Origin of the sequence: Paenibacillus sp. FSL M7-1455 (assembly GCF_038004655.1) — a bacterium.
Lineage (GTDB): Bacteria > Bacillota > Bacilli > Paenibacillales > Paenibacillaceae > Paenibacillus_AQ > Paenibacillus_AQ cookii.
In genome coordinates this window covers 324,219-339,817 of sequence record NZ_JBBORO010000001.1, presented here as the reverse complement: position 1 = coordinate 339,817, position 15,599 = coordinate 324,219, and the positions used below count along the sequence as shown (strand labels likewise).

Genomic DNA, 15,599 nt, shown 5'->3' with positions numbered 1-15,599 from the left:
CCCCTATCAAGTAGACATTGCAAGCGGCCTTTGTCCTGATTTTCATTGGACTAAGGCCCTTTAATTTTCCTGCAACCTTTCACAATTGGTAAAGTTTAATATTATTTGCGCTCAACCGATTTAGACAGCTGAAGCCTCATAAATGGTGATATGATTTTGCGCAAAGGAGTAGGAAAGTCTTTTAGATCATCTTGCCGAATAACTCGCAGCAGAACCAGAAAGATTGGATAGAGGGCAACTACCACTATGCCAACGGTACAACAAGTCAGGAAGAACACAATGCGATCAGGTAAAATCGACACCATTTGTATCCCTGCTAGGTTTAGACCATACCCTATTCCCGAAAGAACTATTATAGTTATTAAGAATCCAATCCAACGTTTTCCCATAATAAAGAACGGTACTATTTTCTTTATAGCATATAAGTTCAAAATAGTAATAATGAAAAAACACAGTCCAGTTGCAAATATAATTCCGTATATTCCTAAGAAACATGATAGAATGTAACTTCCTGCTACCTTTGCTGCAATACCAATCGCAACATTCACCATAGAATAGTTCGGTTTACCTAAACTTAGTAGGATTGAATTACTGATCATCATGGTAACTTGAAAAATTGTCATGAGTGTTAAAAGACCGACGATATCGCTGCCATCTAAACTTTTAAACAACAGCCCGTTAACGGAATAAGAAGCCGTACTTAGTGCAATTACAATCGGCATACTTGTCAGAATTGCAATCCGCATCGCTAACGTAACCTGATTTCGAAGATGATCTTCATCTTTTCGAGTAAACGCAGCAGAAATTACTGGTATCAGGGATGTGCTGAGTGCTATTGCAAGAATGGGTGGAATCCCAGCTACCATCTGTGCACGTGAAGTAAGATATGCTAACATCTGTTCCGCCAATACTTCTCCAATTTGTCCAATCAAAAGTATCTTAACAATTGAACCATCAATGAAGTTTACAGCAGTAACAGCAAGGGAAGTCAGTACTATAGGAATTGAAAGCTTGAAAATATCCAAATAGATCTGTGTATAAGGTATAATGGTTTCTTCGTGAGCAGATACAACTGAAGAGTTTACTTGGTCCTCTTTATGTCTTTTCAACAAATAATATAGCATGACTCCAGAAGCACCAATACTGCCTAGAACGCCGCCAAAGGAGGCACCCGCAGCCAGCCATTTATCGGAGTATCCCATTCCCAGCATTACAAAAGCCAGTCCAACGGCTGTAATCACCCGTAAAATTTGTTCAATTATCTGAGAAATTGCAGAAGCTGTAATATTCCCTCGTCCTTGAAAGTATCCTCGCATTATCGCAGTAGCAGGAAATAAAAGCAGAGCAGGTGCTATCGCCCGAATCGCCAGAGAAGCTTCAGGTACTTTTGCAATGTACTCCGCATAGAACGGTGCCGCTAAATATAAAAGGAGTGTCATTAACACGCCAGATATTGCCGAAAAGATCAACGCTGCACGAAATATCCGACTTACCTCTTGGGGCTTATTTAGAGCATAGCGCTCGGATATCATTTTACTTAGGGCTTGCTGAACAAGATTCGTTCCATCTACACCCAACGCAAGTCTCTAAACCCAAGCAGTCTGAAAAAATGCAAAAAGAGAACACGCAGTCGCCGCTCCAGATTCATGACCAGAAACTGAAGGGCGATGACGGTCAAACTGGTTTCGGCGCCACGCGCCCGAATGCGACCTAGGCCCAATTTGCGCTTGCCTTCTCCAAATTTTCCTTCGATCGCATTACGCTGTACAGCGTCCTGGCGCTCTTGCCGACGATCGGCGACTTCACTTTGCTCTTTCGAGGGTCTGCCGAGCTTCGGGCCACTAAGGCGAATCCCTAGCGTTTTGCAATAGTTCAGGTTGTCTCGATTGCGGTAGATTTTATCGGCTAGAATGACGGCGGGATAATACCCGAATCGCTGTTTGTACGCTTCCACCGATGCTTGCAGCGTGGTTGCCTCGTTGAAGCTGTCCCATTGTGCCGTTTCGATCCAAGCGTAACCGTCCACCAGACTGGCGGCGATTTTGGCGCCGAACTCCACGTTCGCTCCAGCTTTGCCTCGAACCATCGGACGTACATGCGGCTGTTCGATACTCACGATGCGATCGGCGACGACATGCGTATTCTTCTCTAGCATTTCGCGCTGCTGACGGTAGAGCTCCGAGATGATCAGAAGCTGGCGATAGTGTCTTTTGCTCAGTTCCGTGAGAGGCGTATACTTTACGAGGGCTTCAATAATCCGCAGATTCCGTCCCACGTAGCCAAGTTGCTTTTTGATCGCTTTGCGGATCACCTTGCCCGATGCCTTGCGTTGCTTGGAAACACTCAGGTACGATTTTCTGGCTTTCTCGCGGTACGTGCGCGGCTTCTCCATCGCTCCGACATGGGGACGGTGCAGCACGTCGATGATGTCTTCCAGGATTTCACGGGCGTGATTCAGCAGCCCCAAGTCAGTCGGATACTTGATGTCCGCAGGCGCGCATGTCGCATCCAGCATGAGGGTGCCCTTGTTCATGACTTCCGCTGTCGGTGCGGCTGTAGATGGCAGGACGTGTAGCTTTTTCGCCATGTTGCGGGGTTTCTTCGCCACAACAGGGGGCTCCTCGGGAATAGAGAAAGCGTCCCCTACCTCCATGGTGAGCTGCGAGCCGCCCGCGTCGTTGTCGTCGTCATCGCGATCTCGCTTGGACGATTTCGGTTTCGCCTCGACCTCTCGCTCTGCTTGCAGCGCGGCTTGGGCGATCCAGTCGTTGACTTCAGCTAGGATTTCCAAGCCGAGCCGTTCCCGAAAATGCGTGAGCAGGGAGTGATGAAACGGCACTTTATCGACATACGCGGTGTAGCCCAAGAAGAACTGCAAATATGGATTTTCCTGGATTTGTAAGGTGGTCTCGCGGTCACTTAAACCAAGGCGCTCTTTGATGATGAGCGAGCCGAGGGCGATACGTGCCGAGTACGCCTTTTGGCCGATGGCTGGGGACTTGAACGAGCTCACATATTTCTCTTCTACTTTGTCCCAAGGGATGATCGCCGCAAGCTGCACCCACCGATTGGTTGGATTTAATTTTCCGCCAAAGGGCAAATAGAAGTTTTCCAACAAGTCTGCCATATCTCGATTCAGCACGAACACTTTCGCTCACTCCATCTGCAAGGTTTTTTACCGATTTTCCGTGTTTTCTTTGCAGATGAATTCGACAATAGTGCCTCTAAACCCTTGTGAGATAAGGATTTTTTGATTATTCAGCAAGCCCTACTTAAAGTACTAGGAATTCCTGCGGAAGCTACTGTTAGCAACATCAAATAAAGATTATTAGCAAGTCCGTATGCAGAGTTCCCAGTATCCCCAAACACATGCTCAAGTGGTACACGTTGAACAATGCTAAGTACACGAACCATCAATGTGGCCACTACAAGAATCAACGTACCCTTAATAAAAGACTCTTTCTTAGACAAGGAAGTTACCTTCTTTCAATACGAAAAAAATGAGGGCATAAAATATTTTGTGTAAATAGATAAATAGCAAAAGGAAGACCTTTTCTTGTAGAATTGAGCTACCACACAACAAACCATAGAAAAGAGGTCTTCCCTATGAATCATTTTAAATCAGATTTAGTCCAAGCTCGTCACAAAACAGGATGTGACTAAGTATTCCGCAAGCACCTGGAATCAGCTATGAATCGCTTGTTAGAAACGGAATTAACCGCCTTCTTGGACTATGAAAAGTATGACCGTATCTGGAAACTTTAGAAACGGTGGCTACACACCGATTACGGAGGCCTAAAGCTAACATTCCTAGAGATCGCAACGGAGAGTTTAAGCAGCAAACGTTGCACCTTATAAGGCTGCTCTTGAGAACTTCTGCGATAAATGGAAAACTGTCTATCCTAAAGTCGTTAAATCTTTACGTGATAACCCATAGCTTCCCGAATTCAATTTGGAGAAGTATCTACTCAATGAATCTTATAGAGATTTTTCAACAAGCAGATAAAGAAATACAGCAAACGTAAAGAACAATTCCACTCGAATCGACTCGAAGAAACCCTAGAAAAATTCCTGGTGGCACAGTTTGAGGACTATAACCAGCGCTTCACTACACGTTGCCATATGGGTTTTGATCTTGCACGTGCTGAACTGCAGGCTATGTTCACAACCAAGGACTAAAACCGTTGCACCTACAAGACCAGGAAATCTACATTTACACAAAATTCTTGACACTACCTCTTAGTTCCTAACTTAGAACGATGATAGTGAAGGCACTTTCTATAAATATATACAACATGGTCAAAAAAGTAAAATATGCAATAATTTCCCGTAACTCTGCTAACAACATTAGCATATTAATACAAGCAGAATACGTTTATTGTCAACAATAATTCCCGAATGTTCAGCAATGGAATAATGACAGTGAAATAATAATTCACTGTCATTACTGTTCTATTTCACTTTATAGTTAATGAATTACTAGTTACTTAATCTTGGGAAGTTCCAATGCTAGCACTGATGGAATTATTGGATCAATAAAACGGAGGCATGAGTAACCAAAACCAACGCGCCCAAGCATCAGCCCGTCCATTTCTACGCGAGGATCCAGACCACCAATCCAACCTTGCTCTTCCTGTTCTAATAGTGTGGAGGCACTTGCTAAAGTGCACGGTCATACAGGATTGTTCTAATCACCAGATATGAAAAATCCCCTTCGTTCAACAAGATTAAGCCGATTTTAACGGTGTCTTAGTTCTCTTGTTTACTAAAAGAGGATTATTCTAGGGTTCCGTCCTTATTGAATCTTAGAGATCCTTCATGAATTGAATGATCTTGTCGTTCAGCCCGGGCAAGCCTTCATGGCCGAAATCCGGGAAAATCTCAAGCTGCACGGGCCCGGGGATTTTGTTGATGGCGGCGAACTGCGTGGAAGGCGGGCAAATGGTGTCCATCAGGCCGACCCCGACGAGGCACTCGGCTTTGATGCGCGGAGCCAGGTTTTGAATATCGATGTATCCCAGCTTCGTGAAAACTTCGTCCTCGCGCTGATGCTGCGGATCGAACATGCGGAAATATTTGCCGAGTTCTTCATAAGCGTGTTTGCACAAATCCATTTCCCAGGTTCTGCGGTAATCGCTCAGGAACGGATAAACCGGCGCCGCTTTTTTGATGCGCGGTTCAAGCGCAGCGCAAGCGATCGTAAGCGCACCGCCCTGCGACCAACCCGTCGCCCCGACGCGGTCCGCGTCGACCTCCGGCATGTTCATGACGATCGAAGCCAGCTGCGCCGTATCGAGGAAAATGTCCCGGAACAGCAAACGGTGCGGATCCTCGTTATCGAGTCCGCGGATAATATGGCCGTGATGCGTGTTGCCCGATACGCCGCCGGTATCCTCGGACAGGCCTCCTTGCCCGCGAACGTCCAGCGCCGCGATGGAAAAGCCGAGCGCCGGATACACCATTTTGTCCATCCAATCGCCGCTATGTCCGGTGTACCCGTGAAAAAGCAGCACGGCCGGATGCGGTTCGGCGCTCCCTTTAGGCCGAACGTATTTCGCATGCACTCTGGCACCGCTTACACCCGTGAAATATAAATGGAAGCATTCCGCGAACGGAAGCTGGAATTCAGCCGGGACAAGCTCGACCTGCGGGTCTACGGCGCGCATCTCCTCAAGCGCCTTCTCCCAATAAGCGTCGAAATCATGCGGTCTGGGATTGATCCCTTGGTATTTTTTCAGCTCCGATAGGGGCATATCCACTAGCGGCATTCGTCATCACCCTTTTTTATTTGATTTAAGCAGATTCGCACTCCCGTTGACAACCCCTTTTTTTCCAGATGCGACCCGGCCCCCGCCTTTCGTCCCCTCTTTTGCCCGGTGCCGGTTGCAGCGCTCCCGATTCCCCCAAAAGCAAAACATAATATATGTGTCATTTCTCTCCCCATTGAATAGGCTATATCATCAAATTTGATCTGGAGGTTCTATCTCATGACGACAAGCAGCTATCCCTTCGGGCCCGCCTTCCAGCACATACATCCGGTTCCATTCGCCTATTATCCGTTTGCCTATACATTCCGCGGCCCGTTTGCTCCATCGCCTTATTTCTGGCCCATGCCGGAACGGGTAGTTCCTTACGGAGGCGGGTTCACCGGGTATCCGGCCTATACGGGGTATCCAGCCTACCCGGCTTACGCGCCGTTCCCGGCCGCTCCATACCCCGGCATCCCTTATGACGCGCCTTACTCAGCGATGGACCCTACACGGGTCGAACCGACTTCCAAAGGCTTTCAGATTAAACTTCAGCCGGAGACGGAGACGAAACCCGCCGAAGTAAAAGCGGAAAACGTCCAGGCGGAACAGGTTGAGCCCGAAAAGGCCAAACCGGAAAAAAGCCATACGGGCGTCAAAATGAACACCGGCATCGAAGTTGGCGGCAAACACGGCGCCGGCTTCCAGGCAGAAACCCAGGTCGACAAACATGGCATAAGCAACCAGGTCAGCAGCCACGTCGGCGCGGAGGAATACGGTCTGAACGTCCAGGGAGGGGCGAACCTGGATAACAAAACAAAAGGCTTCCAATTCGAAACCGAAAGCAATCTCGGCGGCAAATACGGCATTCAGGTGCAGGCCGAGGGCCATGCCGGTCTGAAGCAAGGGATCGGACTGAGCACCGAAGCCCAAATCGGGGGCGAACACGGCCTCGGCGCCCATGTGAAAGGCCAGCTCGGCGGCGGTCAAGGCGCAGCCTTCAGCACGGGAGCGCAGATCGGCGGCGATCACGGCCTCGGCGCCCACGCGGGTGCCCAAGTAGGCGGGGGCCAGGGCGTAAGCTTCAAGGTCGGCGGCAACGTCGGCAGCCATGACGGCCAGGTCGGCTTCCAGGTGGGAGGCAAAGAGAAAAAACAACATTCGGAGGATTAAGGCTTTCGCTTTATCGTCCGCAGATGTTTGCGTTCGCTTACTCCTTCAAAACGGCGTAAAAAAGGCCATCGGCGTCATCCCTAAAGATGACCCGATGACCTTTTTTCGTGCGGTCAGGTCAAGCGTGCTGCAGTTCGCCCGCTACGAGCTTCGGCAGCGCGGCGATGCCGGCCGTATTCAAGAAGTTCCAAGGCTTGTTGAAATGAGGCTGGAAGAAGAAGTCGACGAAAGCCAGCTCGTCGATCGTCATCCCGTTCTGAATGCATACCGACAACGTGTTCATCGCTTGCGTCAGATCGACCTTGGACATGATCTGCGCCCCCAGCAGACGGCGGTTCTCTTTGTCATATACGACTTTCAGCATCACCGTCTCAGCCGTAGGCATAAATTCCGGACGGTAAGCGTCATTGACGGTCACCGCTTCGGCATGGATCTTCTCGTCGGCTGCGGCGCCTTCCGTCAGTCCCGTCGAAGCCAGGTTGAGATCGTAGATTTTGAGGCCCGACGTGCCCTGCGTGCCCAAATATTTCGTCGTTGGTCCCATCAGGTTGCGGGCCGCCAGCAGTCCCATCCGCACCGCATTCGTAGCCAGCGGAATGTAAGCCGCCTTCCCGGTCGGATTGTAATGCACGGCGCAGCTGTCGCCGGCCGCAAACACGTCCTTTTTGCTCGTTTGCATGTATGGGTCGACGATGATGGCGCCGCCTGGCAGCATATCCACCTGGCCTTTCAGCAGTTCGGTATTCGGACGGAAGCCGATGCAAAGAATGACCATATCCGTTTCGATTTCGCCTTTGTCGGTGATGACGCGGCTGACAAGCCCATCTTTGCCTTCAAAAGCTTTCACCGTTTGCCCCAGCGCCAGCTCGATGCCATGACCGCGGAACGCGTCTTCGATCCGGCTGCTGAACTCGCCGTCCAAATACCGGTTCAAAATCCGGTCCGCGCTGTCGATCAAAGTCACCCGCTTCCCGCTTTGCTCGAACGCCTCCACCAGCTCAACGCCGATGTAACCCGCGCCGACCACCGTAATGCGGTTCGCATGTTTCGCTTTTTCGATGATGGTGTTGGAATGTTCGTAGTTTTTGCAGAGCAGAATGTTGCCGAGCTCCATGCCCGGAAGCTTCGGAATGACCGGCCAAGAGCCTGTCGTGACGATCAATTTATCGTAGCAGTCTTTGAATACCTCTCCGGTCAGCAGGTTGCGCACCTGCATCGTTTTTGCATCGGTATCGACCGCAAGCACCTCATGGCGCATATGGGTCACGACGCCCAAATCCGCCAGCTGCTGCGGCGACGAATAAAACAAGCCTTCCGGATCTTTCACGACGCCGCCTACATACAAGGCAATGCCGCAGGATAAAAACGAGATGTTGTCGTTGCGTTCATAAACGGTAATTTGGGCATCAGGGTAAAGCTTGGCTGCATTCGCCACCGCTGCCGTTCCGGCATGGGTACATCCAATCACTGCAATTCTCATCGTAATTCCTCCTCGAATATAATCGGTAAGTCCGATGGTTCTTCATCTAAAGAAATTTAAAAGTTCATGCCTGTCGTGAAGCCGCTGCATTTTAACCTTCGAATTGTAATGTTTAGTTGTGATTTATTTCACATTCACAGTATACTGTGATTTTTTTCACAAATCAATAGGTTCATGCACGAAGTTCATAATTTGTTCATTTTTTCACAAATAATCCGACGGCATCTTCGTTTCTCCTCAAGAAGCGCTCGCATTATTTAACGTCTTGATCCAGACCCCTCTTGACCCTGACCTATAGTAGAGGGTTTACAATAGCGCCAAGGAGGGGAAAAGTTGATGGAATCAATGAAAACTTCGCCAACCGGCGCGGAAACCAAAACGTGGATAACAGCCGTCCTCCTGGGATGGTTGTCCCTGACAATCGGCTTGTACGCAGCGACAGCGGCCGGCCGATTGCTCAAACTTGCAGGTGCGAATGTCATCGTTGTCCAATTAAGTAAAGGAGGAATTATCAGTTCCATTAGCCTTGCGGCCGTTTATTATATTCAAACGAGGCTGCTGGGCAGAGCTTGGAGCGATATTGTTGGCGATCGCCTTCGAAAAGGAATCGTCCATCTCCTCATCGGAGCGGGTCTTGCCGTCGGCCTTGCAGGCTTCGGATTCATCATTGCGTGTTGGCAGGGATGGATCGGCATTGCGCAATGGCATCTCTCTCCGGAGCTCTTGGGGAGCATCGCGGTCAACATCATGTTCGCTTTCCTCTACGAGGCGTTGCCGGAAGAAACCGTGTTAAGGGGTTTTGCGTACAGCACGCTGAGATTGAAACTTCCTGCCCTTGCCGCTTTCCCGCTTCAGCTTGCCATGTTCGTGCTCGTTCCGGTTGCGGTTGCCTGCCTGCAGCGGCTTAGCGGAATGGGGATGGCCACTCAGATGAACGCCGAATACGTAATCCTTCTGCTATGTTTCGGGACCGCGCTGCAGCTGCTCAGAATAGCGACCGGCAGCCTCTGGGCCCCCATCGGTTTTCATCTTGCGTATCTTGAAATTTCCAGGTTTGCCGTGCTGCAGAGGGAGCAAAGATTGTTTACGTATCATGAAACGATGCCTGGTACGGGGGAATTGTTTATATTGTTTTTTATGACGGTCGTGGTTGCAGCCCTTATTCTTGCGTGCATGCTTACGGTTCGCCGAATTCGCGCAAAAAAGAGGTGAGGTGAAAAATTTTGTATACGGTCGGGGAACTGTCCAAAAAAACCGGCATTTCGATCCGAACGCTGCATTATTATGAAAAAATGAATCTGTTAAAGCCCAAACGCAGCCCGGACAATCAATACCGGCTTTACGGTCCGGGGGATGTCATGCGTCTGCAGCAAATTGTGCTCCTTAAGCGAATGCGGTTTCGGCTTCGCGAGATCAAGGAGATGTTCGATCAACATTTTGAGCGGCAAACGGGTGACGATTACGACATATGGGTCCGCGTCATCGAGCGCCAAATCGCGGAGCTGCAAAAAGAGAAGGAAGAAATCCAAAAGGTCGAGCATCTGCTCCAATCATCGCTTTATGCCATGAGGGCGACCAAGGAAGTCCGGATTGAAGAGATGCTCGGTTTTATCCGTGAAATCGAAAGACAGCCGGACAGAAAACGGCAGATTCGCCGGCTGTTCTTTACGGAAGAGGAAATGGAAAAGCTGCCGTCCCATGAACCTGCCGATCCGCTTGCCATGGAATGGGCCGATATACTAAACGAGTTGCGGGCGCAGCTCAACGATTCTCCCGCGTCCGGGCGCTCCCAACGTCTGGCTGCCCGTATAGCGGCTTATGCCGAACAATTATTCAAAGACGACGAGGCATTGGCTCTAAAATATTGGGATTACATCAAACCGGAGCCTGGCGAAGCCGCCAAAATCTACGGCATGGACCGGGAGGTTATGATTTACATCGAACAGATCCTGGAGCAATACTACACAGGAAAAAGCACAAGCTGAGCCATTTGCATTCCGCGCGAATGATGGACTAACTCCCCTTACGCTCAAGGAGTCATCTCGCTTGTAATTTTGGGGTCGGACACCGGATGGAGAGAATTCTATGACGAATGTAACCTTTTATAGAAACGAACATTTGCCTTTCCTGGAGGCCAAACGATGCACGCGAAGCGATCTGGCCTATCAGAAGCATTTTCATGAAGAGTATTCGATCGGCTTGATCGACGAAGGCGAAACGGAAGCCTGGTGCGACGGACACGCGTATCGGGTAGAGACGGGCAGGGCGATCAGTTTTCCGCCAGGCATGCTGCATGCCTGCCGCCCCGCCTCCCTCGATTCATGGAAATATAAAATGTTGTTCATCAAGCCGGAATGGCTGGACCAACTGGAGCCGGCCATGGCGGAACCGCTGCGCATCCCGTTTTTACTGGAAGGGCACAAAAATCAATATTGCCGCCGCTTGATCAATCAGGTGGCGGACGCTCTCGCCGGGGCGGACGAACCGTTGGCCGCCGAATCCGCTGCCGTTGAGTTGATTTATGCGCTCGCCAGCCGAAATACGCTCGATCTGGAGCATCCATCAGGACCCGGGTGCGAACAGCCGTACATCCGCCGGATTCAGGAATACCTTCATGCCCACTATCATGAGCGGATTACGCTCCAAAGGCTGGAGGAAGCGGTGGGGGTCAGCAAATTCCATCTCATACGCCTTTTCAAGAAAGGCACGCACATGCCGCCTCACGCCTACCAAAACCTGCTGAGGATCAACCATGCGAAGGCCGAACTTTTGAAAAGGCGGCCGATCGCGGATATTGCTGCTGAGACCGGGTATTACGACCAGAGCCATTTTTCGAAGGCTTTTTTCAAAATCGTCGGCGTGACGCCCCAACGGTACGTCTCCACCCGGATGCCATAGAGCAATAATTTACAATACGAGCCTCCCGAGCCTTTGTATACTTTAAAGGCATAAAGAAAAGGAGGCTTGCGATATGAACCATGAACCCGATTGGGAGCGGCGTCTGGCGGACGCCTTAAAATCGGTGGCAAGACGCCCGGACGTGAAATCATTTGTGGAGCAAACGCCTTGGCTCTATCAGCTTCTGCGGCGCGCAGCGAGGCAGTACGTCGCCGGCGAGGAACGCCGGGACGGCCTGGATGCCGCCGGCAAACTTGCGGACATGGGGTACAGGACTTCCCTGGAATACATCGGCGAAAATACGATAGATCGGGCGGTATGCCAGGCGGCTGCCGAAGAGCTGAAAACGATCATCCGGGAGTTGAACGGAGCGGGCGATCGGGTTTGCTTCGACCTGTCCCATATCGGTCTGTCGGTGGATACGGATCTGGCTTATCGTCTGTTGACCGAATTGGCCGAAGAAGCCTTGAGGGTCGAGGCGGAGCTGTTGATCAGCATGGAGGAGTCTGCCAAAACGGATCGCATTTTGGACGTCTACCGGCAGGCCGCCTCCCGCTACCCGAACATCGGCATCACGCTGCAAGCGCATTTGCACCGCACCCGGCAGGACTTGGCGGACCTAAGCCATTCGCCTCGCCGCATCCGGATCGTCAAGGGGGCCTTCCGGGAGCCGGAAGGACAAGCTCTGCCCCGCTCGGCTGCACTGAACGATCGTTATCTGGAGCTGGTTCACGACGCGATCCGACAAGGCCACCACGTATCCATTGCGACGCATGACGAGCAAATCATCAACGAGGCGATCCGCCGCGGATGGCTCGACGCCGGAAACGCCGAATTCGATATGCTTTACGGCTTCCGCCCGGGCCTGGCCGCGAAGCTGAGGGCGGCCGGCTTCCCCGTGCGCATCTACATCACCTATGGACAAGAGTGGTTTTTGTACCTTTGTCACCGGATCGCCGAATATCCGCCGCATTTATACCGGGCCGTCGCGGACATGGCCGGCGGGGAAGCGGCCGACCCTTGCCTTGCTTACGAGCTTCAAACCCAATGACGGATACAGGAACTTGCGCGGCTTAACCCTAAATCCCCATGCGGTAAATCCGGCCGCCAAAAACGTTACCGCGAGTTGAAGGCTGCGCAACAAACGCGAAGAAGCACCGCTTAAGCCCCAATAATCGGCTTAAAGCGGTGCGTTCTTTTCCAAAACCTGAATCAGGCTGCGGTTTTTTAATCGGAAGTTCCCATGCTGCGCATTAAGAAATGACCGCGCGGTTGCCGATATGCTCCTTCACCTTTTCAATCATCCACTCGCGCTTGGACAAAATCCATTCGGCGTCCTTCGGATAGCTGCTGAAGGTCATCGGTTCCTCCAGGCCCTCTTCCAGCGCGGCAAGAACGGCATCGCGGCCCAGCCATTCCTCCAGCTGGCGCAGCAGGCGCAGGTCTTGAAGCGCTTCCTGCATGACCTCCATGCGGATGGACTCGATCGGCCCATCCTCGCCCGGATACACGAGGAAAGCATCGCCCGAAGGGAAGCCTCCGCCGGCATCGGTTACGCGGAACGGGTCGATGACTTTTTTCGAATATTGCGTATACCAGAAGTTATATCCCCACTGCAAAAATCCGGCGTTGTCGAATTTGTACAGCTGGTATCCGAGAATCCGGTTGCGGGCCGAAGGCATGCAGAAAAACCGGTTGGCGACGTTTTTGTACTGCGAACAGCAATAGTATGTCCACAGCGGCGTCACGTTATTTTCAAGGAATGGTTCGATATGGTTGCTGGCCGGGATCGGCGTCTGCACCAAACCTTTTTCGTAAAAATCATAGTCCGACAGCGCATCGATCACCGGGAAACCCGACAGCAGCTCGTTGACCATCTGTTTGGCGCTGGCATAATATTCGATATGCTCCAAGCTCGGCTCGTCGGAAATATGGAAATAGCTGCGGGTTTCAATGCCGTTTTCATGGATCCAGTCTTTCAGCTGCGGCAGCAGCTGCTTCAGGAACGTATGGTACTCTTCGCCGGAAGCATCGGTTTCCCAGCCGAAAATGCGTTTCGACTCACCGTTCACGACAGCCATGATTTTCGGCGCATGTTTGGCCCCCCATTGCGTGAACAGATGCGAAAATTCGAAGTATTCGATGCCGCATTTTTGGCACAGATCCACCCAGCGTTTCAGCCGGTCAAAACCGAAGCGGTATTGGCCTTCGCCCGTCATCTCGACGTCCACCAGCTGCACCGTCGGGCGCTCCCCTCCCACCTCGGTATCAAGCGGCGGGGTAAAAAGCGGCGTCAACAGCATGTTGATGCCATGATCGGCAGCGGTTCGTATGTACTTCTCCAGCAGCTCCCAGTGCCGTTCGCTGAACGCTTCCACGCCGTATTGGGTCGCCAAGCAATCGGCATGGAACCACTGCGTATGCAAAAGCTGCTGCTTCGGCAGCTCGGCCCCGATAATCTCCAGCTCGAAGCGTTCTTCCCCAAGCGTCTCCCCGGATGCCGTCTCAAAGCGGACCGTGATCGGGTACCGTCCCGGTTTCGCCTGTCCTTTTGGATCGACCGTAACCCATACCGAACGCCATTGCCCGGGATAAGCTCTCAGCTCCCCGTCTGTAAGCGGTAACAAAGGATCGGGATATAAACCCGGCGTGGACCGAAGCACATTGTCGTCATGGTCGGAGTAAATAGGCAGTTCGGACGGTACCAAGCCGACGCTGCGCAGGGTGACCAGATCCCCAAGCTCCGATTCGGCCTTGACCTTCACCGCGGGGATCAAATGCGGCGAGCGATAGGCCACCTGATACGAAAATACTTCGTTCAGAAGCGCGGAGCCTTTGGCTTTGCCGGCCGCGGCCTGCAGCTCCTCATCGGGAAACACTTTCACTAAAGAATGGAGAATGCGGGTTTCAAACTTTTGCGTCATACAATCCTTCCTCCCTTGTTTTCCGGGATTTCGCAATTCAGGCTGCTTGGAGGCTCTTGGGGGAATCATGCAAAATCCGCGCTCTACTGACTTCCAGTTTACCTGATGGCAGAAGACATTCAAGCCCTAATTTGAAAAAGACTGTCTGTACGTGGTTATTGTCCTGCTCCCCCTTCCTTTTCCAGATAAAAGAACCATGGTCTCGCTTAATCCAAAGGCTATAAGGAACGCTATTCTACCTCAAAAAGTAACCCGATCTGACTTTCGTATTTTGTGCTGTAGGCACTCGGAAGAAATACCTTGCACCTGCTGCTTGATGATCGACTTCAATGACTTTCATCTATGGGCGTCTGAACAACAAGGGGGGGACAACCCCCTCACACTTGATCGGATCGGACAGATTGAATTTGCATAATATCTAAAGTAGCTGATTTTTTGTACTTCCAAGCTAAACCTCGACGGTTTCCTAAAAAACAAACTTTTTCCCTTTTTAGTTGTTATACATTTTGATGTAATAATAATCCAAAATAGGGAGGAATAAAATTAGAAAAGAGTCCGTTCATTCCTTATCGCGTTACTTCTTTGCTTTACTGGTTCCGCAGTGGCAGTCGCTGAAGATGGGAATAACCAAACAGTGAGTAATCAAGATCTCTTGAAAAAGTTGGATTACTCAAGAAATCCTATTCAAGGTGTAGGTCCTTGGAATTTTGAACGTGTTACATCCAGTTCTCTTTGGAGTGCAAACGATAAAACAGGCGGAATCGGTTTTGAGCTTCAGCTTAGAGAAGATACTGGAATGGTAAACTCCACCGGCAAGCAATACAAAGAAGAAAATCATAGAGGTTCGGTATTATATAGAGCTATAAGAAATAATAGCACATTTACTTATGGTGATTTATCAGGACACTACATTCACACTGAAACAAAATATTCTGGTTCTCTTGGTGTAGATGCAAAGGGAACTGGAAGTTTTTCAATCACTGCAAACGTCAAACAAGACCCAGCAATACAGACCGGGATTTCTTGGCAATATTGACACCAGGGAGATGAATGATTATTGCTAATTCTAATCATATTTTTATTGATCATTGCCATAATACTGCTTATTAATATTAACAATAAGATCCCCCCGCGCCCACCACGTGATTACGTAGCTGAGGCAATGGAGCGGGATAAAAAGAATAAAGAGCACAAAGAGAATCAAGAGAAGAAGAGCTGACCTTACACGTTTGCTCTGATTGAATTTTAAAATGGGCTATCCTATAAAAACATGGGGGTGTTCCAAGTCTCTTTAGACTTTTGGGACACCCCCTATTTCTGCTCTCACCTAAGTCAAGCGTAGTAACCATGGAATCGGCTTAAAAGCCTTAGCTCCCA

11 protein-coding genes and 2 pseudogenes are annotated in these 15,599 nt (G+C 50.5%); 7 read left to right on the top strand and 6 right to left on the bottom strand.

Going from position 1 to position 15,599, the window contains the following annotated elements; genetic code table 11:
- Positions 1-101: 101 nt before the first annotated feature.
- The 3 genes and pseudogenes from NYE48_RS01540 to NYE48_RS01530 form a co-directional block, all read right to left on the bottom strand.
- Entirely contained in the window at positions 102-1,577 is a 1,476-nt protein-coding gene (locus NYE48_RS01540; protein ID WP_340996454.1) for a putative polysaccharide biosynthesis protein, read from the bottom strand.
- Entirely contained in the window at positions 1,568-3,127 is a 1,560-nt protein-coding gene (locus NYE48_RS01535) for an IS5 family transposase (protein WP_068700626.1), read from the bottom strand. Before NYE48_RS01535 ends, NYE48_RS01540 begins: the two co-directional genes overlap by 10 nt.
- Positions 3,128-3,267: 140 nt before the next feature.
- Positions 3,268-3,471 (bottom strand): annotated as a pseudogene (locus NYE48_RS01530) (oligosaccharide flippase family protein); the annotation flags it as partial.
- A gap of 391 nt (positions 3,472-3,862) precedes the next feature.
- Here NYE48_RS01530 and NYE48_RS28160 point away from each other — a divergent pair.
- A pseudogene (locus NYE48_RS28160) lies at positions 3,863-4,179 on the top strand (transposase); the annotation flags it as partial.
- A gap of 626 nt (positions 4,180-4,805) precedes the next feature.
- Here the strand turns inward: NYE48_RS28160 and NYE48_RS01520 are convergent.
- Positions 4,806-5,768: an acetylxylan esterase gene (locus tag NYE48_RS01520; protein WP_340996451.1), complete on the bottom strand. Its 963-nt coding sequence runs from the start codon at positions 5,766-5,768 to the stop codon at positions 4,806-4,808.
- A gap of 219 nt (positions 5,769-5,987) precedes the next feature.
- On the opposite strand from NYE48_RS01520, the gene NYE48_RS01515 reads away from it, so the two are divergent.
- Positions 5,988-6,920, top strand: coding sequence for a hypothetical protein (locus tag NYE48_RS01515; RefSeq protein WP_036713329.1), 933 nt, complete (start codon positions 5,988-5,990; stop codon positions 6,918-6,920).
- Positions 6,921-7,038: 118 nt separating this feature from the next.
- Here the strand turns inward: NYE48_RS01515 and NYE48_RS01510 are convergent, their stop codons facing one another.
- Positions 7,039-8,400: an FAD-dependent oxidoreductase gene (locus NYE48_RS01510; protein WP_036713330.1), complete on the bottom strand. Its 1,362-nt coding sequence runs from the start codon at positions 8,398-8,400 to the stop codon at positions 7,039-7,041.
- 336 nt (positions 8,401-8,736) lie between these two features.
- Here NYE48_RS01510 and NYE48_RS01505 point away from each other — a divergent pair, with 336 nt between their 5' ends.
- From NYE48_RS01505 to NYE48_RS01490, 4 genes are all read left to right on the top strand, one after another.
- Positions 8,737-9,612: a CPBP family glutamic-type intramembrane protease gene (locus tag NYE48_RS01505; RefSeq protein ID WP_340996448.1), complete on the top strand. Its 876-nt coding sequence runs from the start codon at positions 8,737-8,739 to the stop codon at positions 9,610-9,612.
- Between the two features lie 11 nt (positions 9,613-9,623).
- Positions 9,624-10,385, top strand: a complete 762-nt coding sequence (locus tag NYE48_RS01500; protein WP_036713332.1) for a MerR family transcriptional regulator — start codon at positions 9,624-9,626, stop codon at positions 10,383-10,385.
- 100 nt (positions 10,386-10,485) lie between these two features.
- Positions 10,486-11,298 carry an AraC family transcriptional regulator gene (locus tag NYE48_RS01495; RefSeq protein WP_340996445.1) on the top strand — a complete coding sequence of 271 codons (813 nt, stop codon included), beginning with the start codon at positions 10,486-10,488 and terminating at the stop codon, positions 11,296-11,298.
- 73 nt (positions 11,299-11,371) lie between these two features.
- Positions 11,372-12,349 (top strand): proline dehydrogenase family protein, encoded by a 978-nt coding sequence (locus tag NYE48_RS01490; RefSeq protein WP_212949418.1) that lies wholly within the window; start codon positions 11,372-11,374, stop codon positions 12,347-12,349.
- Positions 12,350-12,551: 202 nt separating this feature from the next.
- On the opposite strand, the gene NYE48_RS01485 is transcribed toward NYE48_RS01490, so the two are convergent.
- Positions 12,552-14,222 (bottom strand): glycoside hydrolase domain-containing protein, encoded by a 1,671-nt coding sequence (locus tag NYE48_RS01485; protein ID WP_340996442.1) that lies wholly within the window; start codon positions 14,220-14,222, stop codon positions 12,552-12,554.
- Between the two features lie 634 nt (positions 14,223-14,856).
- Here NYE48_RS01485 and NYE48_RS01480 point away from each other — a divergent pair.
- Positions 14,857-15,258 (top strand): hypothetical protein, encoded by a 402-nt coding sequence (locus tag NYE48_RS01480; RefSeq protein ID WP_160039504.1) that lies wholly within the window; start codon positions 14,857-14,859, stop codon positions 15,256-15,258.
- Positions 15,259-15,599 lie beyond the last annotated feature (341 nt).